We start from the raw sequence: 23,265 nt of genomic DNA, 5'->3' as shown, positions 1-23,265 counted from the left end.
GACTCAGATTTTTATGCTATTTTTGCAAGCATAAATATGACTGCTATGCGTAAAATCAGATTAGGAATGTTGTTCCTGCTGTTCCTTCCCGTCTTTGCCATCGCGAAGACACCGAAAAAGCAGGTGGCCTATGCGATAGGCTTCTACAATCTTGAGAACCTGTTTGATACCTGTCACGATGCGGGGAAGAACGACTATGAGTTCCTGCCCGAGGGTTCTTACCATTGGACTGCCGACAAATATGCCCATAAGCTCGTCAACCTGGCGCGTGTGCTCTCTGAGATGGGTACCGATGAACTGCCCGATGTGGGTTGTGCAGCCATCGGTGTGGCTGAGGTGGAGAACGCGAAGTGTCTTACCGACCTCTGTAACGAGCCTCCTCTGAAGGCTCGTGGCATCCAGTTCGTGCATATCGAGGGCCCTGATCAGCGTGGCATTGACTGCGGCCTGCTCTATAACCCCTCACTTTTCAGTGTCAGAAATGTCAAACTCGTACCTTATATATATACAAGGCCAGAAGACGCAGGCCGCGCTACCCGTGGTTTCCTGATTGTCAGTGGTACGCTGGCTGACGAGCATGTGACTATCGTCGTCAACCATCTGCCCTCCCGTGGGGCGCCCTCTATCGCCCGTGAGGATGGCGGACAACAATTGCGGGTTGTCAAAGACTCCCTGTTGAAAGATGATCCGGCCGTGAAACTGTTTATTATGGGTGACATGAACGACGATCCCCAAGATGCCTCGATGGCCGTCTGCTTAGGTGCCAAGCGTGAGGTGAGTGAAGTGGGGAAGGACGACCTCTGGAATCCCTGGTGGAACGAGCTGGCAACAGGTAATGGTACACTGATGTATGAAGGTGCCAGGAACCTCTTTGACCAGATTATCCTCTCGGCCTCTTTGCTTGGTGAGAAAGGATTGAAGTATGCGGGGCATCAGGTGTTCCGCCGTGACTATATGATCCAGGGGCCTGGTCCTTATTGGGGTAGTCCGTTGCGCACCACGGCCGGTGGTCAGTGGCTCAATGGCTTCAGCGACCACCTGCCAACAGTAGTGTACTTGAGATAAAGGTAAAAAAGTAAAAAGGTAAGAAAGTAAAAAGGTAAGAAAGGATATGATCATTATTGGAATCGCGGGCGGATCGGGTTCTGGCAAGACCACCGTCGTCAAACGAATTGCCAAGGCGTTGCCACCTCATTGTGTGGCTGTTGTTCCCCTCGACTCGTATTATAATGATACGACCGAGCTCACTGATGAGGAGCGTAAGCAGATCAACTTCGACCATCCTGACGCATTTGACTGGAAACTGCTTACCGAGCAGATCAAGAAGTTGAAGAATGGTGAAGCCATCGAACAGCCCACATATTCGTATGTCATCTCCAACCGTCTGCCTGAGACCGTTCACGTAGAGCCCAAGCCCGTGATTATCCTTGAAGGCATCATGACGCTACACTATAAGAAGCTGCGCGACATGATGGACCTGAAGATTTTTGTGGATACCGACAGTGACGTGCGACTCATCCGTAACATTCGTCGTGACGTGGTGGAGCGTGGTCGTACGGTTGATATGGTGCTCGATCACTACGAGAACGATGTGAAACCCATGCACGAGCAGTTTATCGAACCCACCAAGAAATTTGCAGACCTCATTATTCCTTGGGGTCGTGAAAACAAACGAGGTATTGACATCCTCAGAACCTATATCCAGGGATTTTCTGAAGAAGTCAAACAGGGCATGAAGGGGTAGACTGCTATTCCTCGACTTTCGGAAGGTTTTCTGTAGAGGTGGTCTCTTCTGTCACCTCTTCTATTGGAACGGCTTCAATCGTCTCTTCCACAACTTCCTCGGCTACAGGAATTTCTTGGGCCTGACGCAGTTTACGTCTGTTGGAGTGGAACTTAATGGAGTTCACCAATTCGGTCACCCCATAGAGCAGCGAGCACCAGCCTAAGATCAGCATCGCCACATTGACAGGTGTCATCGGTTTGATGATGACATATAGGCCCGTGAGCAAGATAAGCGATGGGAACACCCAGTAGCCGAAGCCTATCTTGCCATATCTCCGCCCGTTTACCAGATTCATATACTGATTGATGGCACCTAAGATCAGGATGCCACCGATGATATACATCAGCGCCGTGATAAATACGTTGGGCGTCAGTGCCAACAGGGCACCGAGGATAAGGCTGCCCACGCCCACGATAGGAAAGGTAGGCTGCTCACCAGCCACCACTCGCCCCTCGGCATCGGTAATCTTATACTCCGACACATGCTTACGGGCATTCACATAGACAATCAGGGAAATCAAACCCGACAAAAGGAACAGAATTCCGATAGCCACCGTAATCCATGTTACCGTATTATCCGGATACTTAATCAACAAAATACCTATGGCAATGGCACAGATGGCGCGGAAAATCGAACTCTGGAATAACTTCATAATTTATCAATTTCTAAGTTTTACGCTGCAAAGATACGAATAAGTGAGTACAATACAAAACAAAAAAACATTTTTTTGTTTTTATTGTCGAGCGTGAGTATCTTCAACCGAAGGTTAAATATAAAAAATATAGATGGAATCAGCAAATATTTATGTAATTTTGCAGCAAATTTTAAAAGATAATGACAACTCTTTATTTAGTGCGGCATGGAGAGACGGTGGACAATGCCCGTCAGATTATGCAGGGACAGACGCAGGGAGAACTTAACGAGAACGGTATCCGTCAGGCGGAGGAAGTGAGCCGTGAGTGGGCTTCCAAACCGTTGGATGCCATCATTGCCAGCGACCTTAAACGCTCCATCGATACTGCTAAGATAATTGCCGAACCCCACCAGTTGGAAGTGCTTACTACGCCTCTGTTGCGTGAGCGCGACTGGGGCAGTTTTACCGGACGTTATATACCGGAACTGAAGGGTGAGGTATGGCCCGATGACATCGAAACATTGGAAAACCTTCTTTCCAGGGCTGGCGAATTCATCGCTTATGTCAAGGAGACATTCCCGGGAAAGAAGGTGCTGGCCGTAGGCCATGGCATCATCAACAAAGCCGTTCAGGCTGTATATTATGGTAAATCAATGAGCGAAATTCAGAGGATGACCAATGCCGAAGTGCGCATCCTTGAGTTGTAACTCTCAACTATCTGCGGCCTCCGAAGTGACTTCCGCCAGAGTGACCGCCACCAGAGTGACTTCCGCCAGAGTGACCGCCACCAGAGTGACTTCCGCCAGAGTGACCGCCACCGGAGCGTGTTCCCATGCTGGATGATCCTCCGCCATGGAATCCGCCACCGGAACGTGTTCCGTGTGAGCTGCCTCCGAAGTTAGAGCCTCCAATGCTGCGTGAGGGTGTAGAGCTGCTGCGTGAGGGTGCAGAGTTCCCGCGATATCCTCCAAAATTTCCACTATTCGAACGGCTCTCCGGACGACGCTCTATGCCGCGGTTGTTGTCTTGACGGCGCTCTATGCTGCGGTTGTTGTCATAACGGCGCTCTGTGTCGCGGTAGCTGTCATGACGGCGCTCCATCTGACGGTTGTTAAAGCCAGTGCGGTTGTTAGGACGATGGTCAGAACGGCCGGTTATGCGAGTAGAGCTATGGTGCGACGGTGAGCGGAATTCTCCGCGGTTCCATCGGTCGTGCATGCCGTAGTGAGCCCTGTTGCTAGGACGATAGTGGTCGCGATGCCCGTAATAGTAACCATGTCTGCCATGAGTGTGCCAGGCATGTCCACCGCGGTAGGTGGCGTAGAAATGCGGACGCCCGAAGTAGAAATAGTCACGGTGTGGGTAACGGCGATAGATGCCGAAGTGCCAGTAACCAGCCTCCCAGTAAAGCGGGCGGTAGAAATAGGTGGCTGCCACAAAGGCGTTCCACTGCCAGTCGAAGAGTATATAGCTGAGATCTAGATTACGACGCTCCCAATAGGTGCCGAATACGTCGCTGCGTCCTGTCACGCCCATCAGGTAGTCAAGGTTGATCTCGTAGGCTGCCTCATACTGTGCATCCGTCAAGTTCAGCTCGTAAGCCATCTTGTCGGTGAGGAACAGGGCCTCGTTGCGGGCCTGCTCGTAGCTCATGGCACTTGCTCCCATCGTGGTGGTCAGCATCATTGTCAGTGCGAAAAACAACTTCTTCATAATCGTATCTTATTAAAAGGTGAGACATATAAAATTCTGATTCACGCTGCAAAATTGCGATTTTTTTCGCATCAATGCAAAGGAAATCCCCTAAACGCCGAGGGGAAAAACCCTATAAAGGTATTTTATTAGTGTTTTGTTTTGTCTTTTGCCCGATTATGCTTACCTTTGCCACCAAATATGAGACATTTATTATTCCTTTTATTATGGATTAGCGGGGTGACTGTTGCTTTAGGACAGGAACGGTCGCTCTTTGACAGTCTGCAGTATCGGGCAGAGGTGCAGGCTACAGCTGGTGGTGGGGATCACTCACCTTTGTGGCTGAATGCCAACAGGTATGGACTGAGTTCGCTGAAGACTGCCAATGGCTATGTGCGTGGAGCGGTGGAACGTCAGCTACGTGTTGACGATGGTCGGCGCTGGGGCATTGGTTATGGTGTCGATGTGGCTGTGGCAGCAGGCTTCACGAGAACCTTCGTCGTGCAGCAGGCTTTTATGGAGGCTCGTTGGTTGAAGGGTGTACTTACCGTAGGTGCCAAGGAGCAGCCTATGGAGTTGAAAAACCAAGAGTTGAGTACTGGTTCCCAGACTTTAGGCATTAATGCCCGTCCTGTGCCACAGGTGAGGCTCTCATTGCCTGACTATTGGGCAATTCCCGGGCTTCACAACTGGCTCGCCCTGAAGGGCCATGTCGCCTATGGCCGGACGACCGATGGCCACTGGCAGGATGACTTCGTGGCTCCCCAGTCGCGTTATACGGGTAACTCCTATTATCACAGCAAAGCGGGTTATCTGAAGATTGGCCCTAAGAACATCACCTTCGAGGTAGGTCTGGAGATGGCCAGTCAGTTTGGTGGTGAGTCGCATGTCTGGGAGAATGGTGTGGAGAAGGTGTATAAGAACAGTCAGAACGCCAAGGCATTCTTCAATGCCCTTGTTCCTGGTGGCTCTGATGCCACCGACGGCGATTTCGAGAATACCGAAGGCAATCAATTGGGCTCATGGGTGGCACGACTGAATATCGATCAGCCAGCCTGGCAGCTTGGTATCTATGCCGATCAGTTCTTTGAGGACCATTCTATGCTGTTCCATTTTAATAAGAGTGGTGACAAGAAGTTCCGTTACGACTTCAAGGACTGGATGTTAGGAGCCGAGTTGAAACTGAAAAATAATCCCTGGCTAGAGAATATCGTGGTGGAGTATCTTTACACGAAGTATCAGGCGGGCCCTGTGTATCACGACGAGACTAACAACATTCGCCTGCAGATAAGCGGTCGCGATAATTACTACAACCACCACCTCTATTCCGGTTGGCAGCATTGGGGACAGGTGATGGGCAATCCTCTTTACGTCTCGCCGCTTTATAACGAAGACAACACCATCGAGGTGAAGCACAACCGCTTCGTGGCCTGGCATCTGGGACTGAGCGGCACACCGCTTCCCCGTCTGCATTATCGAGTACTTGCCACTTGGCAGAAGAGCTACGGCTCGTATTACTATCTTCCCACTAACCCCATGGAGGGTGTGAGCTTGTTGGCTGAGGCTGGTTATGGCCTCTCTAGCAGCTGGAGCCTGAAGGGGGCTTTTGCTATGGACGCAGGCAAACTGCGTGGCGATAACTATGGTTTTCAACTCTCAGTCATAAAAACTGGATTATTTAAGAATTGAAGATTGAAAATTGAAGATTGAAAATAGGAATTGACAAATGAAGCGATTCTTTATATATATAATAGGTATAGGGCTGCTGCTGACAGCCTGCGATATGGAGAGTTCGGATAATGGCCATCTTGACGGCTTTTGGCAGATGACGAGCAAAACGGATCAATATGCCAAATGCGGTGCTGTCGACATGCGCGATTCGGGTATCACATGGGCATTTCAGGGAAAACTGCTTGAACTACGTGATGTGAAGAAGGTGCATCAGGACATTCTCGGTAACTTTGAACATCAGGGTGGTACGCTAAGCGTCAGCCATTTTTATCTGGTGGATCGTGACAAGGGCGATATACTAATTGATGATGCCATCTCCTATCTCGTGCCCTATGGTGTAGGACAGTCACAGGAGAAGTTCAAGGTTGTGGAGCTGACCAGCAGTGAGATGATTCTCGAGAGTGAGCGTTTCCTGCTGAAGTTCCGCAAATATTAAATTTTTTTGCCGAACACGATCTTCAGGAATGTCAGACCCAGAATCTTGGCATCGAGCCACCATGAGCGGTGCTCTAGATAGTCAAGGTCCATCTCCAAGCGTTTCAGCATCTTGTCCATCGTGTCGGTATAGCCGTTATAGAGTGTGGCCATGGAAGTGATACCTGGACGTATCTGGTAGAGATAGGTGTAGCGGGGATCATGCTTCATGATCTGATCGATGTAGAACTTCCGTTCAGGGCGTGGCCCAATGAATGCCATGTCGCCCACGAAGATGTTCCAAAGCTGGGGCAGTTCATCGAGATGGTGTGCCCTAAGGAACTGTCCGGCTTTGGTCAGCCGTTTGTCTCCCTTCTGACTATTACTCAGCTGGGGCCCGTTGGCCTCTGCATCGATGGTCATGCTTCGGAACTTGTAGATATAAAACGGTCGGCCGAAGCGTCCGATACGCTCCTGCTTGAAGATGACAGGCCCGTCTTTGCCGCGTTTCACGGTGAAATAACAGATTACGAAAAGAGGGGAGAAGATGATAAGACACACTGTGGCCAAGAGGAAATCGAGCCATCGCTTGACCTCCTTCTCAAAAGCGTTCATACCATCATAAATATACGCGTAGTTTTGCTCCATTCAGTACCTTTTAGTTCTACTTCATTTATTATATAACGCAGTTTCCTGCGAATTATTATCTTCTGAGGAAAAATAAATAACCATATCGCCGGCAGCCCTTTGGCAATAGCCTGAGCAGCGTGCGCAACACAACGTTGAGGCTCATCTGCCAATAGCTGATATGACCCAAAGCCCGCAAGTGGCGCTGGAACCTGATCTCCTGACGGATATAGTGACTGCCACCACGACGACTGAAGAGTTGTGACGTCAGCCGGAAGCTGAGCAACGACTCCTGCAGGTTATGGAACCTCGCTCCCCGGCGCAACATCCGTACCCAGAGGTCATAGTCCTCGAAGAGCGGACAGTGCTGATAGTTGCCAGCCCTTAGAACGGCCTCTTTGCGCATCATCACCGTGGGATGGTTCATAGGGTTGCGGTAACGGCTGAACCTGAGAATCTCCTCATGCGTCTCAGGCAGCCTTCGGGTGGAGATCACCTGTGAGGGATCGCCAGAAAACTCATCCACCCACGAGCCTACAATGTCTGTCTCAGGATGGGCCTCCAGCCACGCCATCTCCTTACTGAAACGCTGAGGATGGGCGATGTCATCGGAGTCCATCCTGGCTACAATGTCGTATCGGCAGTGTTGCAGACCTTCCTGCAAGGCCAGACCTAAGCCTATGTTCTCCGGTAGTCTGACGATGTGTAGTTCCTGATGCTTGTCGGCTGTTTCTGTTACTACCTGCTCCAATGCAGCCGTCAAAGGACCGTCCTCAACGAGCACCACCTCATTGGGCATCAGTTCCTGACGGAAGATGCTCTCAAGGCTTTGCTGCAAGTTCTGGGGCAGCTCCTTGGCATAGACGGCTATGAGGACAGAGAACATGTCTTTTATTTCTATTTTATTTTTACCCACTTCTGGGGGACGGGTGAGCACACGTTGTCGCGATTCATCCAAACCGCAGGGGCCACGACTGTCTTGTTGTTGAGCTGACTGAGCCATGCGCCCCACCACGAGAACGATGAGTTGGCGATGATGTGGTTCTGGCAGAGCGACATCAGGTGCATGTCATGGATGCTGCGCTCACCTTGGTTCCAATTCACGTAGTAGGTCTGACTCTCAGGCAATACGGCCTTCAGACATTCGCGGGTAAGGGGAATATCATCGGAGAACACGAACCAGCAGTCAGGCTTCCGTTCCTCTTTCATCCAGCGGATGGCCTTCAGGGGATACTCGAGTGTGGTGGTGCCCTTACGTAGGGGATCCTTGAGGTAGTCGCCTCTTCGGATATGGATGGCACAGCTGTTGCTATTTATGGCCAACTGAGCTGCCTCCTGACTTTGTACATCATCGAAGTCGGGGAATCGGTAGAGGGCCAGGATGTCCTTTCTGATATCACAGAAATACTCCTCATGTTGCCAATAGCCATCATAGTAGACATCACCCTCACGGGTCAGGGCATCGGGCTCTAGCGTGAAGTCGGGCTTCTCCTGAAGCATGGTCTTCCTCGGAGGTAGCACCCGGCTCAGCCATCGCCACGTCTGATAGTTAGGGTAGGGGTAGGCTATGCTGGCCACCTCGCTCAGGGTTGCTGCCTCATAGCCCACACGGAACACCTTTGGCAGTTCGAACCCCCGATGTTTCCTGTAACCTCTGAATCCATGCAGGTCGATGCGTAGCGGTTCTTCTGGGAATCGCTTGCGCAGGGCAGTATAGAGTGCAAACTGGAACATCTGGTTTCCCAGTCCTCCGGAGAGTCTTACAATCTTCATCGTATCTTTCTTAAATTAGTTAGATAATAAAGTGGCGTTCCTGCCACGATGCTGAGTTGCCGGCCCAGACCACAGCCGATAAGCCGACCTGCTAGCCAACTTACGGCCAAGCCGTTGAGTATGTTGTAGGCCACGAGCAACCAGAGTAGCGTCTCGATGCTGAACTGGACGCCGATGACCAATAATATGACGAGGATGGTGCGCCGGATGATATCGAGGCGCAGTAATAGGTCCGTACGACCTTTCACCAAAAGAATGTCTTGATTGATATCTGAGAAGCAGTAAACGAAGCCGATGACGCAGAAGAAACGCAGATAAACGGCGGCGGGTGCCCACTCTTCAGGGAAGAGCCACGCGATGAAAGGCTCAGCCAGAACGAACATCAGTATCATGATGGGGGCCAGTATCCAGAAGGCTGTACCCACCACCCGTTGGCTGTAGATGGCCAATTGCTCGTTGTCGTTCTGGAAGGTGGACATGATGGAGTAGCTTACACGCTTGATGCTGTAGCTGACGGTGCCCGAGGTGAGGTAGGGTATCTTGTTGGCCATCGTGTAGTGTCCCAAGATGGTGGCATTGTAGGCCTTACCCACAAAGAGGTTGGCCAAGTTGTCGGTGATAGCTGCCAGCATGTTGCTGCCTAATAGATTCATTGAGAACCGCAGGTATTTCCTGACGCATTTGGTAGAGAACATCAGTGTTGGACGCCAACGGCTGTAGATCCAGAAGAATATTGTCTGCAGGATGGCAAATGAGAGATTCTGTACAATCAGTCCCCACACATCACGTCTCACGTAGCTTACGGCGATACCAGCCACTCCTGAGAGCAGTACTGCCCAGAATGAAATCTTAGACACCGCCTTGAAGTTGACACTCTTGAACAACAGCCCCTGCTGGACTACGATGAGCGACTGGAAGATGAGGGCAAGGAATGCCACACGTATCAGCACCGTCAGCTGGGATTCGTTATAGAAATCGGCTATCAGCGGGGCTGCCAGCCAGAAACAGCCATAGATGAGCAGTCCCAGCACAATGTTAAACCAGAAGATGGAACTCTCGTCCTGGCGGGTTACGTTCTGCTCGTGGATGAGGGCTTGCGAGAAGCCGCTGTCGATGAGGATGGTAGAGAAAGCGAGGAAGATGCTCATCATACTCACCAGTCCGAACTCTGATGGTGCCACAAACTGGGCAATGATGAAAGTACAGAGTATCTGTATTCCCATCTTCGCTACACGTTCTGTCATGCTCCACAAGGTGGCACTTGCCACGATGCCGATGCCCTTTTTCATCCGTCCCCACAACGAGTGGTCGCGTCCTTTGTCGAAATAGGGGTCGAGCTTCGTCTTATCAATCAGTATAATTTTCGGCTCAAAGGGCATGTCCTCCCCTTCGATATAGGCATAGGCTGGTGACAACGCCTTGCAGGGATGCTGTCGCAGATAATGGTTCAGGTGGGACTCGTCGTGGTAACAAGCTACGATACCTTTCTCCCAGTCTTCATGTATATGCTGACTACAAGTCTCGGCCAGCGCCAGATAGTCTTCCGTTCTTCCGCCGTTCAGACTGCCCATATAGTAATGGTAGTCCGTCTCATGGGCAGGGATATAGGCCTTCGACTGCTGGTTGCGCTCATAGGGGTAGCGCCATTCGGGTTTGTCGTAATAGCCGGGGTGTAGCACCGCCGTCAGCGGCGCCTCCAACAGCTCTTCTCCCACCGGTGCCACAAAGCGCATATTGGCGTTGAAGAAGAAGGTGTAGTCGTAGTCTTTCAGCTGTTCTTTGATCTCTAAGAAACGGTCGAACCTAAACAACGAGTCCTCAGGGAATCCCTTACAGGGTCTGATCAGCAATTCCACGTTTGCAGCCTTTGTCAGCTGCTCCTGATCGGTAAACACGAAGTAGTGCTTCTCCACACCCTGCAACAGATACTGTTCAGCCGACTCATAGAAGCCGTTGAAGAACTGGGCATAGCGCCCTGTGCAGATATATAGGATGGCAATCTTCTTCATACGTTATTTTCCCAATACATATTAAACCCGTGAAACCTGTCGCTGAAATCATAAAAGGAGTAGGGCACCAAATGATACCACTCGTTTCTGAACATCAGGATCATCGCCATTCTCACTGCCAACAGCCCCATTACCATCATCATCATCTGTCGTCTCAGTGCCTGACATTGGTTCTGCGCCCCATAGTCCGTCATCTGGTCATCGGCATCCACAAACCTGAAAAAGGTTATGTAGATGATGGGCCATACAAAGATGTTCAGTCGGAAAAATGAAAGGAACGATGGGGTGATGATACACACGCAGAGGCCGCAGATACCTATCCAGAAGGTGGTCTTATCATAGCTGGTCATCCCCATTTTCCTGTAGAGCCACAGACAAGTCATCAGCAGGGTAAGCATCAATGTGCCGTCGAGCACGGCACCAATCGGAAACGTATTTCGCTTGATGTTCATCAGGAAATACTTTGTGTCGCCCAGCCCCAGCAGGTTGAAGAGCTCATACACCGTAATGGAAATCAGTACGGCTATGCCTAATACGATGGCCACATTACGTTTCGAGATAGGGATATGCTGCACAATAGGCAGGATGAGCAGCACCAGTGCCGATAGATGGAAGAATGCCGCACAGATGATTAATGCCACATAAGGCTTCCAGCGATCCTGCTTCAGATACGGATAGGCGGCATAGAAGAACATCAGTGCAAATGACTGACGGATGAGGCAGTACTGATCGAACAACACCCCCGACAGCAGTATCATCAGCAGGGCCAAGGCAATATGCCGTGTCTGGCGCGAGATGAACTTCACGTTACCCCAGGTGATCATCAGCGACGAGAAGATGATAATGGTAAATGGCTCCTTCGACACGTATTTGATGAGTGTATGCTGCAGCACCTGATAGCCGTACTCGAAACTCAACAAGATGCGATAGGTGAAGATTGATGACTCCACATAATTCTTCAGATGTGTCAGTTGGTAGTAGGCACCATAGTAGTGGGGCGTATCGTTCAGCACGGTGATGTTCCTGAAGCCGAAGAAACCGAATAGCAACAGGAAGCATGCCACAAGCTGAAACAATCGGGCTGCACCTCGCTTCACGAATTGTCTCGTCAGGAGATGCACCCCTAAGAACAGTGCGAAATATAGGAAAATAATCGCCATGCTTCGCCCCTTCTGTTGTTACTCCTCAGCCAAGATGGTCTTCACGTTCCGACGGGTATAGATCACCAGCATCGGGATGATCATGCCAAACAACAACGAGAGCAGAATGGTGATGCCCTTCTTGGGGAATACAGGCTTCAACTTGCCCAGTGGCGGCGATACCAGTCGGATGTTCTTTGAGTTGAACACCTGGGTGATATTATTCTCCTCGCGCTTCTCCAGCAGGTAGATGTAGAGGGCCTCTATGATTTTCTGCTTGCGCTCGGCAGGCAGAATCTTCGTGATCTTATCTGGTGTCATCGAAATCTCACCCTTCAGTTTCTGGTCTTCGATGTTCACACCCTTCTGCTGAGCCTTCAGCTGAGCCACACCCTGATCCAGTGAGTTGATGATGGCTTCACGCATGCCCTTCAGTCTCACATCGAGGTCTTTGACCAGAGGGTTCTCTTCGTTACTGTTCTCTGCCATCGCGTTGCGTTTGGTCTGCAATTTATTATACTCCGAAATCTCCAGCGCCACGTTGGGGTTGTCGGGCAATAAGTTGGCTGGCAGTACGATGTTCTTGCCATCAATCTTCTTCACCTCATCGCGCATCTGCTCGAGCATATAGAGGTGGTTGCTCACCTTTACCTGTGCCTCATAGGTCAGCGATACGTTCTTCATATACATCTTTGCCGCCTCTTCGTAGTCGGGCAACAAGTTCTTGCCTCTGAACTGGGCAATGTTCGTGTCGAGTCCGCTCAGTTCCTGTTCGATGCCCTGGATGCGCTCATTGATGAAATTCGTCGAGATGGCAGCATCGCTCACCTTGTCCTTCTGCCACTCTTCCTCATACACCGCAATCAGGGTATTCAGGATGGCTTCGGCTCTGTCGCTGTTTTGGTCTTCGTAGGTCAGGCTGATGATGCTTGTCTGGTCGTCGGCCAGGTCAATCACCAGTTGTTTCTGACAGCGCTCCACCTGATCGTATTTTCGCTCTTTGGTGATGCGGATGGTCTGCTCGTTGGCGTCATTAAAACAACGGTCGAAGTATTTGGTCTTGATCACCGACACTTTGCCGAGTGGTGTCTGACAAACCTCACCCACCTTACCGCTGACCTCACCGTCAAGCTTATCCTTGTTCTTGCGGAATTTATACAGTGTAAACGTGCCGTCTTTCCTGAGGTCCATCTTCATATAACCGCCGTCTTTCTCATTCAGCTGTGGGAAAGTGGCTTTTACAGGCAGTGTCTCCTCCCAAAGCTCGCGCTTCATCAGAAAGTCATACGTCTCATATCTCACATCTAGTGCCAGCCTGTCCACCACCCTCATCACCATGGCGGGAGAGCCGATAATTTCCATTTCGTTGCTCACGTTTGATGAGATGTTCAGCATACCCATGCCCAGTCCGGACAGCATGCCCATGTTGGCTGCAATCGATGAGAGCAGTCCGCTTCCACCTGTCTCGTCCTTGATCAGAATCGTGGCTGTGCGTTCATAGCGTGGGGCATATACCAACAAAAACAGGATGCCGATCACCAGTGTGGTGGCCACCGATGCCACAAACCAGCGCCAATGCTCTATGCAGGTTTTGATAAGACTCTTTTCCATCATATATCTTGTCTCCTTTTATTTAAAAATCAATACTCCAAGGGCGGTGAGTACTGATGCCAACGACAGCCAGAACGACAGCGTGCGACTTTCATTGCCAGGCACGTTCGACTGGCGTGCCCTCGTGCCGTTGGCCTTTACATAGATCACATCGTTCTGCTGAATATAGTAGGCCTCCGAGGCAAAGATGTCCTTGCCCGAGTTCATACAGAGGCTATAGACCTTTTTCTCAGGACCCTTCTGACGGATCACGATCACTGAGTCGCGCTTACCATAAACGTTGATGTCGCCAGCTCTGCCCAGGGCCTCGAAGAGCGTCATGGCGTCCTTGTCAATCTTGAAGTTTCCGGGATTGTTTACCTCACCCATCACGGTGTAGGTCAGGTTCATCGTCTCCACCGTCACGTTGGCATCCTTCAACAGTGATTCGCCCCTCAGCTTGTTCTGGATGGCCTCCTGAGCCTCGAAGCGCGTCAGCCCGGCCACCTTGATTTTTCCAGCTGCGGGCATGTCGATACAACCGTCAGGCCCCACGATGTACCCCATCGTGTAGAGACTCTGATCGGCCAGACCAGCCTTCACGTTGGTGATGATACCCTTGTTGAACAAGTTGCCCATCTCCGGGTCCTTGCTCCTGACGAGTATGGTCACCTGGTCGTTGGTCTGCAATCGGATGGTTCCATCTGTGGGTGTGGTAATCTGCTGACCATCGTGCAGGTCTTGCAGATAGTTATAGTTCTTGGGTGTGGCACACGATGCTAAGAGCATCGCCCCCATCGCTTCCAATACGATATGTTTATAGTTCATTTTCAATCTTCAATTATCAATCACAATAATAACGCTTCGCGCGCGTTTTTATTATAAAGCGGCTGCAAAAATACAAAATATTTATTAAAAACCTTGCATATTCAAAAAATATTCGTACTTTTGCACCCGAAAAACGCAGGCGAGCGTCATTTTGCTACTACTTTCGAGACTTGGGGTTGACAGGATTTGACAGCGGGTTGAGATGGTACGTAAGCACGCGGAGGCTTCTTGGTTCCCTCCATAATCTGAGTCAGGGAAAAATTAATTGGCGAAACACGTTACGCTCTCGCTGCCTAATCGAAGTACAGTAGATTACTGGCTTTATTCCGTCACCAGGTGATGGAACGAGACGTCGCTCCGAGGATGTTGTTCCGAATCCAAAGATCCAGCGGCGCAGGTTAAATCGGAAATAGTCCGTGTAGGCTCCGATGCATGGATGAAAATTTAGGAGCTAAGGTGTCAGTTGGTGGTCCAGGTCTTGCTGACGCTCGAAAACCGAAGTCTGGAATAAGCGTGTAGAAAGCGTATGGTTTCCCTGTTTGGACGAGGGTTCGACTCCCTCCAGCTCCACCACCTTTCAAAATGTAAGCCGCTGACTTTTAAATAGTTAGCGGCTTCTTTGTGCCCTGCGTCCCCAGTTTTTTCCGTTTTTGGGACGCTCTCGGGGACGCAAAACGGGTTCTCTTTAACCCAATTTGGTAACTGCTTTCTTATTTCTTGACACAACTTCAAATCATAATATTTAACGTCTACTAAACCTCTACCTTACCTCTACTAAACCTCTACCAAAAGGAAAGGTAATCTCTTATTCGTTAGTGATTCATAATCTCCAATAAGGTTAACATTTATTCCCACGTTGGGAACAAAGTGTTCCCAGCCTGGGAATTAAATGTTCCCACCTTGGGAATAAATGCTGCGCAGTTTATTAACTCGGTTAAATATTGACAGGTCAGAAGATGGATGCTATTAATGAATATAGGTAGCTGCCGAAACTGATGAGTGCCCATATCATCATTGCTATGAGCAGTAGTAGGATAATGAGGACGATGACTGACTGCCAGGCACGTTGGTTCACTTGCCTGATAACTGCTTCATCGCCGTCAACGAATCCCTGTATCATCTGCATATTCTGGATGTTTGCACGGTGGAAGATGTCGATAATGTCACCGACAAAGAAGGGTATCATGCCCAGCAGTATATCGCGTAGGGCATTGTTGATGACAGCCAGCGTCAAGGGAATGCTCTTGATAACCCTCGATGAGAAATAGACGAACGGCACGACGCAGATTAGGGCAATGGCATCACCCCAGCCGGGAATGACGCCGATGAGCGCATCCAAATAGTAGCGATCCATGTAGCGGGATAGTCCCTGCATCGTCTGATAGGCTTTGTTGTCCATCAGCCGCCGGCGCCGTTGCAGTCGTTTCTCATCGTTCATATAGGTTATACAACCTCCTTACCAAAAGGTGAAAGAGCCAGTTTTTCCAGTCGGAAGTGCATCTTTCCAAACGGGATGCCGATGATGGTTATCATCAGTATCAGTCCTGCGATGAAATACTCCAAGGCAATATGCAGGCCTCCGAATATGACCCAGATGATGTTTCCTAACGTCTTCATTAATATGATTTAGATGACAACAGCCGTTCCGCTGGTGGCTACCATGAGCATTGAGCCGTTGGCTCCGACGGTCTCATAGTCGATGTCGATGCCTACGATGGCGTTGGCTCCAAGAGCCTGAGCACGCTGTATCATCTCCTGCATGGAGGTGTCTTTTGCTTCGGAAAGCACCTTCTCGTAAGCGCCTGCACGACCGCCTACGATGTCGCGGATGCCTGCAAAGAGGTCTTTGAACATGTTGGCGCCAATAATGGTTTCACCTGTCACAATACCCTTGTATTCGCGGATGGTGTGACCTTCAATCTGTGGGGTTGTTGAGAGTATCATAATCGTTATCTTTTAAAAGTTTCTATTAATTAGACGTTAGATCGTGGCGAAAAGTTGCAACTTCGATATATTTTCAGTTCATTTCTTCGTATATTTGTCCTTTACTATCTCGTATGAGTTCCGTGTCAGTTTCTTCAGCAAGTCATCTGGCGCAGAATTTGGGTCGATGCCCACCGCATCATACGGTACTCCTGTGCCTGAATAGCACCCATGTAGTTGACCACCTCGACAGGGTCACTACACTGAGGCGCAACCAGCTGTTGGTTGAGAAATCGGATGGCAGCGGGATTCATATCGTTTTAATGGTTCAATGTCATAATTTTTGTAGGGCAAGCCATAGTACACTTGCCACATTTCAGACAGTCTGGATCGAGATAGCCTATTTCCTGTCCGCGGCTGTCGTAGGGTGTGAGTTGCATCGGACAGACGCGGGCACAGCTCTTGCACTTCATCTGACAGGCACTCGATACGTGGATGTTCGTAAATGCCTTGGGCAGCGGTGCCTTCTTAGGAGCCACCCAGCGGGAGATGGTACCCATCGGACAGAACGAGCACCATGTGCGTGGCGCATAGATGAATGAGAGCGTAATACCGACAATGGTTGTCACCACGATAATGGTCCAGAACACACGCCCGATACCACCCCACATTGCCAATCCGCCCTCGTTCCAAGGAACGGTGAATGTAAGCTGGATGCCGAACATGCTGAAGATAAAGAACACCATGAACAGGCGGAAGCCGAACGTACGAACGAATGCCGGTATTGGCTTGTGGGGTGAGTATTTCGACAGCAGACGGTCGTACATGTTACCGCGAGGACATACATGTCCGCACCACCAGCGCCCTTTCCAGATGCTGGTCATCACGGGACCAATCATACAAATGAGTGCCATGAGTCCTACAACGGGGTAGAACCATCCGACGATGATATACGCGATGATGATCCAATAGAGGTTTAATCCTGGTGTTGCAAAGTGATGATGGAAGTTCTTTTTCTGTTGCATAATTCTTATTTTCTTATGTTGTATAAAATACCTTCTATTCCATTTATGCTATAATAGTTCCACATCTAAAAGACTGTAATTGCTCGCCCATCACGTCTTTCATTACCTCAAACACTTTGTCACCTGTGCAATGGCTGGTGTAGAACTGTGTTTCAGAATACTTCGCTTTCAGCCTTTGAGCCAAAGCTTTTATTTCATCATCCGTCTCTTGTCCGTCGAGTAAGTGGAAACCACCTACAACTGAATGAACTGGCCAAGGGCATGCGGACAGAATATTCTCCAGTCCGCTATGAGCACAGCCCGTGAATAGCAGGCCATCAACATATAGGGCCAGTTCGTGGCGGAAGTCATCGTGGATATAATTGCCATCAGCATCCTGAACATAGAGATTCCTGTTTCCCTTGGGCATAGGATTTATCTGTGGGATATGAGCAATTGCATGAAGATCTTCCAAAATCTCGCAGGTCTGGTCTATCAAGACGAGTCTGTCTTCGTCTATCTCAGGCCATTCCGTGGTAATACTATGCAGATTCCCTCGCTTAGAAAAGAACTTTCCGCTCATGGCATCTGGCGAGACGATAACCTGAGCCTTCTGATTATGTTCTAAGAAGTACCGTAAGCCGCCCGCATGGTCGCTGTGTCCGTGAGAAATGAAGACATAGTCCACATCGCTGAGATCTATGCTCAACTGCTCTGCGTTTCTGATAAACACATCGCTTGCTCCAGTATCAAGCAGGATCTTGTGCCGCACTGTTTGACTACGTCGAACTCCTCCTCGCTCGGCAATGTTGATGCAAGCATCATATTGCTCTCGCTCGTTCGTCGTTTGCAGAAAGATTGACAGACCATGCTCTGTAGAGAGACGGCTGTCATCGCTTCGATTATCTGATAATACAGTCCACTTGAGCCAATGGTTTATTATCTTCCTCATTGGATTTCTTCTAAGGCTCCTGTCTCTGAATCAATGATAAACCCACGAACCACGATGTCCTTGGGAACAAGTGGATGGGTCTTGATGGTCTCAACAGTCTTACGGACAGAGGTCGGTGTGTCCCTAAAACCCTCTAACCACTGGTCGAGGTCGATGCCACACTTGCGGATGGTATCGAGTGTCTCATCCGTCACGCCACGGGCAATCATCTCATGATGGAAATGGTCGTAACTCATGTGGCAGGCTCCGCAATGCGAGTGTGCCACCACCATGATTTCCTCCACACCTAATTCATAGATAGCTACGATAAGGCTACGCATGGCAGAGTCGAAAGCAGAAATCACTAAGCCTCCAGCATTCTTGATAATCTTGGCATCACCGTTCTTCAGCCCGAGGGCTGAAGGGAGTAGTTCGGTCAGTCGGGTGTCCATACATGAAAGGACTGCCAGTTTCTTGTCTGGGTACTTGTCAGTGAGATACTTCTCGTAGCCTTTCTGTGCCACAAAACTCTTGTTGAAGTCGATAATCTGATCTATCATATCACAAAACATATTAAAACTAAGGGCAAAGTTACTTAATTTGCCACAAATATGCTATTTTTGCAGCAATTATTAAAATAGTTTAGGAAATTTGACCACAAAGTCGTACCTCATTTTCGGGTTATTTCTTATAAAAACACTTAAATCTGACTACAAATATAATTGTAATCCACTGATTATACCTATCTTTGTAGCAGCATGGTATGATTCAGTATGCAGTACCACCACTGATGGTATTGCCAGATATTCTGTCAGCCGTTAGTAGCAGTGTACCGGTATTCGTGGATTGTGGCATCGAGAGTGGCATGGATGCTTACAAGTGTCTGGCCCTCGGTGCCAAGGCTGTATCGGTGAGCTGTCATCTGAAGGACATTCTGCTGAAGCCCGAATACACCTTCCAACTACAGGAGTGCGCCTGTGGCGAGGGTACTCTGGATATCAATCTCTATGCCCAGTTGGCCACTGCCGAGGATCCCTGCATGCCGATGATCATCGAGCACCTGACCACCGACGAGGCGTATGTGGTGAGTGTGCAGTATGTAAAGGACAGATTGTCCAATCAGTAATTAAAAACAATAAACATTTATGAACATGAAAGCTAACATGATTATTGCAGCCATGCTATTTTGCCTGATGCCGTATGCGGTTGGGGCTCAGAGTACAGAGATTAACAGTCGTGACCTTCGCGGCAAAGTGGTTTATCAGGATGATCATGTGGTATTCCGCCAGATTGACGAGCATACATGGATAGGCAACGGACATCTGGTTTATAATGAATCGCTCTACCTCGTTGAGGGTAATGACCGAGCACTCCTGATTGACGCAGGGACATACATACCTGATTTGGACAAGATCGTGGCAAAGATTACCTCCAAGCCTGTCACGATGATGTTGACCCATGCCCATGGTGACCATGTGGGTGGAGTAGGGGCTTTCCCCGAGGTTTATCTGAATGCAGGTGACATGACTATCGTTCCGAATAATATGCGCAACTATCAGGGACGGATCAAGTATCTCAACGACGGGGAAGTGATCGACCTGGGTGGTCGTGAGATAGAGGTCATCTTTACACCTGGTCATACTGCTGGAAGCACTACGTTCTTCGACAAGGCCGGTCATTACGGATTTAGCGGTGATGCTTTCGGCTCAACCAACCTGCTGGTGTTCATCAACCTATCAACCGAGATGTACACCGCCGAGCGGATTGAGCGGTATATGAAGATGAACGACATCCATTTCCTCTTTCCTGGTCATTACAGTGGTGACAATCTGGAGACGCTTCAGCGTGTTACCGATATCAAGGACATGTGCCGCGAGATACTGGATGGTGAGCGCCAGTCGACTGTCAGCAATGGCAACAACGGAGGCATGGACATGATGGTCGATGACAATGGTGTCCGTATCAACTTCAGTAGCCGATCTGGCATGAAATAATCATCAAAACAAAGGAGCAGCACCCTATGAAAGATGCTGCTCTCTCCTGTTTTATACAAAATGGAGTGCTCTGAGTTCACTTCATCGAAGCCAGAAGTATCTCCGTGATATCCTCGGGCTTCAAATCCATATATCCGGCAGGATAGCAGATGGTACCCTCGGTGATGCCAGGGATCATATCCTCTGTGGCACCAAGCTCGCTGATGGTCAGAGGCAGACCAATCTCCAGCATCCAGTTTTTCAGAGCCTCGAGTCCTGCTTCTGCTATCTGCTCGTCGGTCATTCCCTCGCCCTTGATATCCCAGACGTTCTTGGCAAAGCGCACGAACTTGGCCAGACCGGGCTTCATGGCACGATGATAATAGGCCATAGAGACGGAAGCCAGACAGAAGCCGTGAGGCGCATGTGTCCAGGCACCGATGGAGTGGCCAATCATGTGAACCATCCAGTCCTCATGCTTGCCAAGCCCGATGAGCGTGTTGAGTGCCCAAGTGGCCGTCCACATGATATTCGAGCGGGCTTCGTAGTCCTGTGGATTCTTGACGGCGATACGAGAAGCGGTGATCAGACTGCGCATGAGACCTTCTGAGAGGTAGTCGCTGGTGTTGTCATCGAAGTCGCTGAAATACTGCTCCATGATATGGTTCATGATGTCGTAGATGCCAGCCTTCATCTGATCTTCGGGCACGGTCATCGTGAACTTCGGATTCAGAATAGAGAACTTCGGCATCAGTCGGTTGTCGAACACATGGCCAACCTTGAATGTGTGCTCTGCGTCGGTTATCACCGTGCCGGCATTCATCTCCGAGCCAGTACCTGCCATCGTCAGGATGCAGGCTACAGGCAGCAGACACTGATCGGCTGCGGGCTGTTGCTGCTTCAGCCAGAACTGATCCCAGTAGTCGCCCTCATAATAGACGGATGCTGCCACAGCCTTTGAATAGTCGCAGACACTACCGCCACCGAGAGCCAGAATCAGGTCGATGCTGTTCTCACGGGCTATCTTGACACCCTCGTTCAGCTTCTCCAGCGTGGGATTACTCATTACGCCAGGATTCTCAACGACGGTCTTGCCAGCCTCGCGTAGGATGGCTACCACCTGATCGTAGATGCCGTTATGTTTCACACTTCCGCCGCCGTAGTTCAGCATCACGACGGGGCCATAGTTCTTCAGTTCGTCCTTGAGGAAGTTCAAAGACTCATCACCAAAATACAGCTTGGTGGGATTATAGTATGAAAAGTTGCCTAACATAGTTGTTGATTATTTAACTTCACGTTCCTGAATGGTCTTGCCTGAACCCCAAGCCGTGCCGACCTTCTCACCGACTACGCGGTATTCGTTCTTGGCAGAGTCGAAGATGACGGGCTGAAGCTTGCCGAGGTCAATGTTACCCTCCTCATCGAGGATGCTCTCGTCAGCACTCATGTTGACAATCTCGCCGACGACACGGGCACCACCGTTCTCGTCTTCATCGAAGGTCACGACCTTGCACTCCAGCGTCAGCTTGTACTCGTTGATGATAGGTGCATCGACATTGGGACTTGGTGTGATGGTGAATCCAGCCTTGGCAACCTTATCAGGCACGTCGTTGCCTGACACGATGCCGAAGTAGTCGCTCTGAACGATGTCATTCTTCGTGGCAAAACTGATGGTGAAAGCCTGCTTCAGGCGGATATTGTCCGTGGTCTTGTGCTTCGAGAGTTCGAAGGTGATGTGTTTGGGTCCGCATTGGCCTCCCCAAGCTGCCATCATCACGTCGGGATTCTTGTTTTCGTCCCATGTGGCGATCATGATGGCGGGCAACGGTGTGATAACGGCCTTGTCGCTGAAATTCTTGCGGCCCTCAACGGCCTTTACCTCAATTTTCTCCTGAGTGGGGTTCTCGTTGACGTTTGCCTCACTCTTCTGCTCCTTGTTTCCACAGGCGGCTATGAGCAGTGCGCCTGTCAGCACGAGGGCTGATGATTTCATAAATTTCTTCATACCTTTATTCTTTTATTTCTTGTATTTTTCGATCATAGCCCGCAGGGTGGCACCATGATGGCCTTCCTGTTTGGCAAAGACCTCCATCTCATCGGCAGCCTCGTTCATGCCTGCAGCCCGGAATGCCTGGGCAAACTGGTTTACCTGTTCCTCTCCCTTTTCCTCTCCGGCTGCAAAGTTCTCTGCAATCTGCCAGATGTCGGCATTATACTTGCCGGTGAGCGTAGCATAGAATCCTGCATGGACGGCCTCCTGATTGGCCATCTCTATGAAGGTCTTTGAGACCTCTTCGGGATAGCCTTGCTCCTTTGCCATACGTGCCAGGGCATAGTACGTCATCACTCCTGCGGCTTCAGCCTTGGCGGCTCCGTCGCATAATTTCTCAAAATCTGTTCCTTTTGTAAGTCCGTAAATCATATTGTACTGTCTTATTTATTGCTTTCTGAATTTATTCCGTAGCCGTTTATAGCCTTCAACGCCTAGGATCGTCAGACCTCCATACTGGCAGGTCTTGGCCAGTCCGAAGAGCACAGCCCAAAGCACACCTTTTGCTGTTGTACTGATGGGCAGTAGCATCTGGGCGAAGGACAGGATATAGAAGGGTATGCAGCACATCAGGACGATGACACCAGTCCTGAATGAAAGGGATTGCAGCCACTCTTTGATCTTCATACCCATTCGAAGTTACTATTTTCTCCAGATGTTACAGAGTTTCTTGCAATACTTCCAGCCACCTGTTGACCAAAGGGCGAGGAAGATGAGTACCGGTTGCAGGGGAAGCCGATGATGACGAGCCCCTTGTCCTTATACTTCTGGTTCAGCTCCTCCAGTCCTGCAAACTGAGGGGTGAATCCACACTTGCTGGCTGTGTTAACAATCAGCAATACCTTACCCTGAAACTGTGAGAAATCAATCTCCTTACCTTTGCTTGAAAAAGCCTTGAAATCATAAATCTTTTGCATACATTACTTATATTTATTAATATTGAATCCCTGCATTCTTGCGTCCCGATGGTAGCAAGCGTCACCCTGCGGGATGCCGAGCGATAGCCGTCCCTTATCAAGGGACTCTAAATATTTCTGTCGTTTGCGATGCAAAGGTAAGGATAATAGTTTGTATCGCAAGCGATTTATCTGAAACTTTAAGAGAGTTTAACAAAATATCGCGAACGATATGTCTTCTGTCTATTGAAAAAAGATGCATTAT

28 protein-coding genes and 1 other RNA gene are annotated in these 23,265 nt (G+C 49.7%); 8 read left to right on the top strand and 21 right to left on the bottom strand.

Translation table 11 applies throughout. The features are described from left to right. Nucleotides 1-45 precede the first annotated feature (45 nt). A complete protein-coding gene (locus BMY16_RS10575) occupies nt 46-1,065 on the top strand; it encodes an endonuclease/exonuclease/phosphatase family protein (protein WP_091842295.1) in 1,020 nt (339 codons plus the stop codon). 46 nt (nt 1,066-1,111) lie between these two features. Continuing rightward, the gene (gene udk / locus BMY16_RS10570) at nt 1,112-1,744 is read left to right on the top strand and encodes a uridine kinase (protein ID WP_091842294.1); all 633 of its coding nucleotides are present in this window, start codon (nt 1,112-1,114) and stop codon (nt 1,742-1,744) included. Between the two features lie 4 nt (nt 1,745-1,748). Here the strand turns inward: udk and BMY16_RS10565 are convergent, their stop codons facing one another. After that, a complete protein-coding gene (locus BMY16_RS10565) occupies nt 1,749-2,438 on the bottom strand; it encodes an HdeD family acid-resistance protein (protein WP_091842292.1) in 690 nt (229 codons plus the stop codon). Between the two features lie 182 nt (nt 2,439-2,620). Here BMY16_RS10565 and BMY16_RS10560 point away from each other — a divergent pair, with 182 nt between their 5' ends. Continuing rightward, nucleotides 2,621-3,127: a histidine phosphatase family protein gene (locus BMY16_RS10560; RefSeq protein ID WP_091842290.1), complete on the top strand. Its 507-nt coding sequence runs from the start codon at nt 2,621-2,623 to the stop codon at nt 3,125-3,127. 7 nt (nt 3,128-3,134) lie between these two features. Here the strand turns inward: BMY16_RS10560 and BMY16_RS10555 are convergent, their stop codons facing one another. After that, nucleotides 3,135-4,133 (bottom strand): hypothetical protein, encoded by a 999-nt coding sequence (locus BMY16_RS10555; RefSeq protein WP_091842289.1) that lies wholly within the window; start codon nt 4,131-4,133, stop codon nt 3,135-3,137. Between the two features lie 180 nt (nt 4,134-4,313). Between BMY16_RS10555 and BMY16_RS10550 the strand changes: the two genes are divergently transcribed. Beyond that, nucleotides 4,314-5,801 carry a capsule assembly Wzi family protein gene (locus BMY16_RS10550; RefSeq protein WP_091842287.1) on the top strand — a complete coding sequence of 496 codons (1,488 nt, stop codon included), beginning with the start codon at nt 4,314-4,316 and terminating at the stop codon, nt 5,799-5,801. A gap of 37 nt (nt 5,802-5,838) precedes the next feature. Continuing rightward, nucleotides 5,839-6,279: a lipocalin-like domain-containing protein gene (locus BMY16_RS10545; RefSeq protein WP_091842285.1), complete on the top strand. Its 441-nt coding sequence runs from the start codon at nt 5,839-5,841 to the stop codon at nt 6,277-6,279. On the opposite strand, the gene BMY16_RS10540 is transcribed toward BMY16_RS10545, so the two are convergent. From BMY16_RS10540 to BMY16_RS10510, 7 genes are read right to left on the bottom strand one after another with little or no spacing between them, the layout of a single operon-like run. Further along, nucleotides 6,276-6,905, bottom strand: coding sequence for a sugar transferase (locus tag BMY16_RS10540; protein WP_091842284.1), 630 nt, complete (start codon nt 6,903-6,905; stop codon nt 6,276-6,278). The genes BMY16_RS10545 and BMY16_RS10540 overlap by 4 nt on opposite strands. Before the next feature lie 55 nt (nt 6,906-6,960). Then, complete coding sequence (locus tag BMY16_RS10535; RefSeq protein WP_091842282.1) at nt 6,961-7,770, bottom strand: glycosyltransferase family 2 protein; 810 nt, start codon at nt 7,768-7,770, stop codon at nt 6,961-6,963. An 11-nt stretch (nt 7,771-7,781) separates the two neighbouring features. Beyond that, nucleotides 7,782-8,657: an alpha-1,2-fucosyltransferase gene (locus BMY16_RS10530; RefSeq protein ID WP_091842280.1), complete on the bottom strand. Its 876-nt coding sequence runs from the start codon at nt 8,655-8,657 to the stop codon at nt 7,782-7,784. Beyond that, complete coding sequence (locus tag BMY16_RS15865) at nt 8,654-10,666, bottom strand: family 6 glucosyltransferase (protein ID WP_244513032.1); 2,013 nt, start codon at nt 10,664-10,666, stop codon at nt 8,654-8,656. Before BMY16_RS15865 ends, BMY16_RS10530 begins: the two co-directional genes overlap by 4 nt. Further along, nucleotides 10,663-11,826, bottom strand: a complete 1,164-nt coding sequence (locus BMY16_RS10520; protein WP_091842278.1) for an EpsG family protein — start codon at nt 11,824-11,826, stop codon at nt 10,663-10,665. Before BMY16_RS10520 ends, BMY16_RS15865 begins: the two co-directional genes overlap by 4 nt. Before the next feature lie 18 nt (nt 11,827-11,844). Further along, a complete protein-coding gene (locus BMY16_RS10515) occupies nt 11,845-13,419 on the bottom strand; it encodes a GumC family protein (RefSeq protein ID WP_091842276.1) in 1,575 nt (524 codons plus the stop codon). Between the two features lie 15 nt (nt 13,420-13,434). Then, nucleotides 13,435-14,223, bottom strand: a complete 789-nt coding sequence (locus tag BMY16_RS10510) for a polysaccharide biosynthesis/export family protein (protein ID WP_244513031.1) — start codon at nt 14,221-14,223, stop codon at nt 13,435-13,437. A gap of 172 nt (nt 14,224-14,395) precedes the next feature. Here BMY16_RS10510 and ssrA point away from each other — a divergent pair. Then, nucleotides 14,396-14,796, top strand: a transfer-messenger RNA (tmRNA) gene (ssrA, locus tag BMY16_RS10505). Nucleotides 14,797-15,172: 376 nt separating this feature from the next. Here the strand turns inward: ssrA and BMY16_RS10500 are convergent. The 7 genes from BMY16_RS10500 to BMY16_RS10475 all read right to left on the bottom strand — a co-directional run bounded on the left by BMY16_RS10500 (nt 15,173) and on the right by BMY16_RS10475 (nt 18,641). After that, nucleotides 15,173-15,661, bottom strand: a complete 489-nt coding sequence (locus tag BMY16_RS10500; RefSeq protein ID WP_091842275.1) for a DUF4112 domain-containing protein — start codon at nt 15,659-15,661, stop codon at nt 15,173-15,175. A 5-nt stretch (nt 15,662-15,666) separates the two neighbouring features. Continuing rightward, complete coding sequence (locus BMY16_RS10495; RefSeq protein ID WP_091842273.1) at nt 15,667-15,840, bottom strand: YccF domain-containing protein; 174 nt, start codon at nt 15,838-15,840, stop codon at nt 15,667-15,669. A 9-nt stretch (nt 15,841-15,849) separates the two neighbouring features. Then, nucleotides 15,850-16,167: a heavy metal-binding domain-containing protein gene (locus BMY16_RS10490; protein WP_091842272.1), complete on the bottom strand. Its 318-nt coding sequence runs from the start codon at nt 16,165-16,167 to the stop codon at nt 15,850-15,852. Between the two features lie 134 nt (nt 16,168-16,301). Beyond that, on the bottom strand, nt 16,302-16,460 hold the full coding sequence (locus BMY16_RS15345; RefSeq protein ID WP_244513030.1) for a hypothetical protein: 159 nt from the start codon (nt 16,458-16,460) through the stop codon (nt 16,302-16,304). Between the two features lie 6 nt (nt 16,461-16,466). After that, a complete protein-coding gene (locus tag BMY16_RS10485; RefSeq protein ID WP_091842270.1) occupies nt 16,467-17,171 on the bottom strand; it encodes a 4Fe-4S binding protein in 705 nt (234 codons plus the stop codon). A gap of 43 nt (nt 17,172-17,214) precedes the next feature. Continuing rightward, the gene (locus tag BMY16_RS10480) at nt 17,215-17,883 is read right to left on the bottom strand and encodes an MBL fold metallo-hydrolase (RefSeq protein WP_244513029.1); all 669 of its coding nucleotides are present in this window, start codon (nt 17,881-17,883) and stop codon (nt 17,215-17,217) included. A 215-nt stretch (nt 17,884-18,098) separates the two neighbouring features. Continuing rightward, entirely contained in the window at nt 18,099-18,641 is a 543-nt protein-coding gene (locus tag BMY16_RS10475; protein WP_091842267.1) for a beta-class carbonic anhydrase, read from the bottom strand. A gap of 203 nt (nt 18,642-18,844) precedes the next feature. Here BMY16_RS10475 and BMY16_RS10470 point away from each other — a divergent pair, with 203 nt between their 5' ends. Both BMY16_RS10470 and BMY16_RS10465 read left to right on the top strand, forming a co-directional pair. Beyond that, on the top strand, nt 18,845-19,207 hold the full coding sequence (locus tag BMY16_RS10470; RefSeq protein WP_091842266.1) for an alpha-hydroxy-acid oxidizing protein: 363 nt from the start codon (nt 18,845-18,847) through the stop codon (nt 19,205-19,207). A gap of 19 nt (nt 19,208-19,226) precedes the next feature. Next, nucleotides 19,227-20,075 carry an MBL fold metallo-hydrolase gene (locus BMY16_RS10465; protein WP_091842264.1) on the top strand — a complete coding sequence of 283 codons (849 nt, stop codon included), beginning with the start codon at nt 19,227-19,229 and terminating at the stop codon, nt 20,073-20,075. A gap of 76 nt (nt 20,076-20,151) precedes the next feature. On the opposite strand, the gene BMY16_RS10460 is transcribed toward BMY16_RS10465, so the two are convergent. From BMY16_RS10460 to BMY16_RS10440, 5 genes are read right to left on the bottom strand one after another with little or no spacing between them, the layout of a single operon-like run. Next, nucleotides 20,152-21,327 carry an iron-containing alcohol dehydrogenase gene (locus BMY16_RS10460; protein WP_091842263.1) on the bottom strand — a complete coding sequence of 392 codons (1,176 nt, stop codon included), beginning with the start codon at nt 21,325-21,327 and terminating at the stop codon, nt 20,152-20,154. Between the two features lie 9 nt (nt 21,328-21,336). After that, entirely contained in the window at nt 21,337-22,059 is a 723-nt protein-coding gene (locus BMY16_RS10455; protein WP_244513028.1) for a flavin reductase family protein, read from the bottom strand. A 12-nt stretch (nt 22,060-22,071) separates the two neighbouring features. Then, entirely contained in the window at nt 22,072-22,476 is a 405-nt protein-coding gene (locus BMY16_RS10450) for a ferritin family protein (protein WP_091842259.1), read from the bottom strand. A gap of 15 nt (nt 22,477-22,491) precedes the next feature. Continuing rightward, a complete protein-coding gene (locus BMY16_RS10445; protein WP_028903413.1) occupies nt 22,492-22,731 on the bottom strand; it encodes a hypothetical protein in 240 nt (79 codons plus the stop codon). Beyond that, a complete protein-coding gene (locus tag BMY16_RS10440; RefSeq protein WP_244513027.1) occupies nt 22,728-23,021 on the bottom strand; it encodes a redoxin domain-containing protein in 294 nt (97 codons plus the stop codon). Before BMY16_RS10440 ends, BMY16_RS10445 begins: the two co-directional genes overlap by 4 nt. Nucleotides 23,022-23,265 lie beyond the last annotated feature (244 nt).

Origin of the sequence: Prevotella sp. ne3005 (assembly GCF_900110085.1) — a bacterium.
Classification (GTDB): domain Bacteria; phylum Bacteroidota; class Bacteroidia; order Bacteroidales; family Bacteroidaceae; genus Prevotella.
This window is presented reverse-complemented; position numbering and strand designations above follow the sequence as displayed.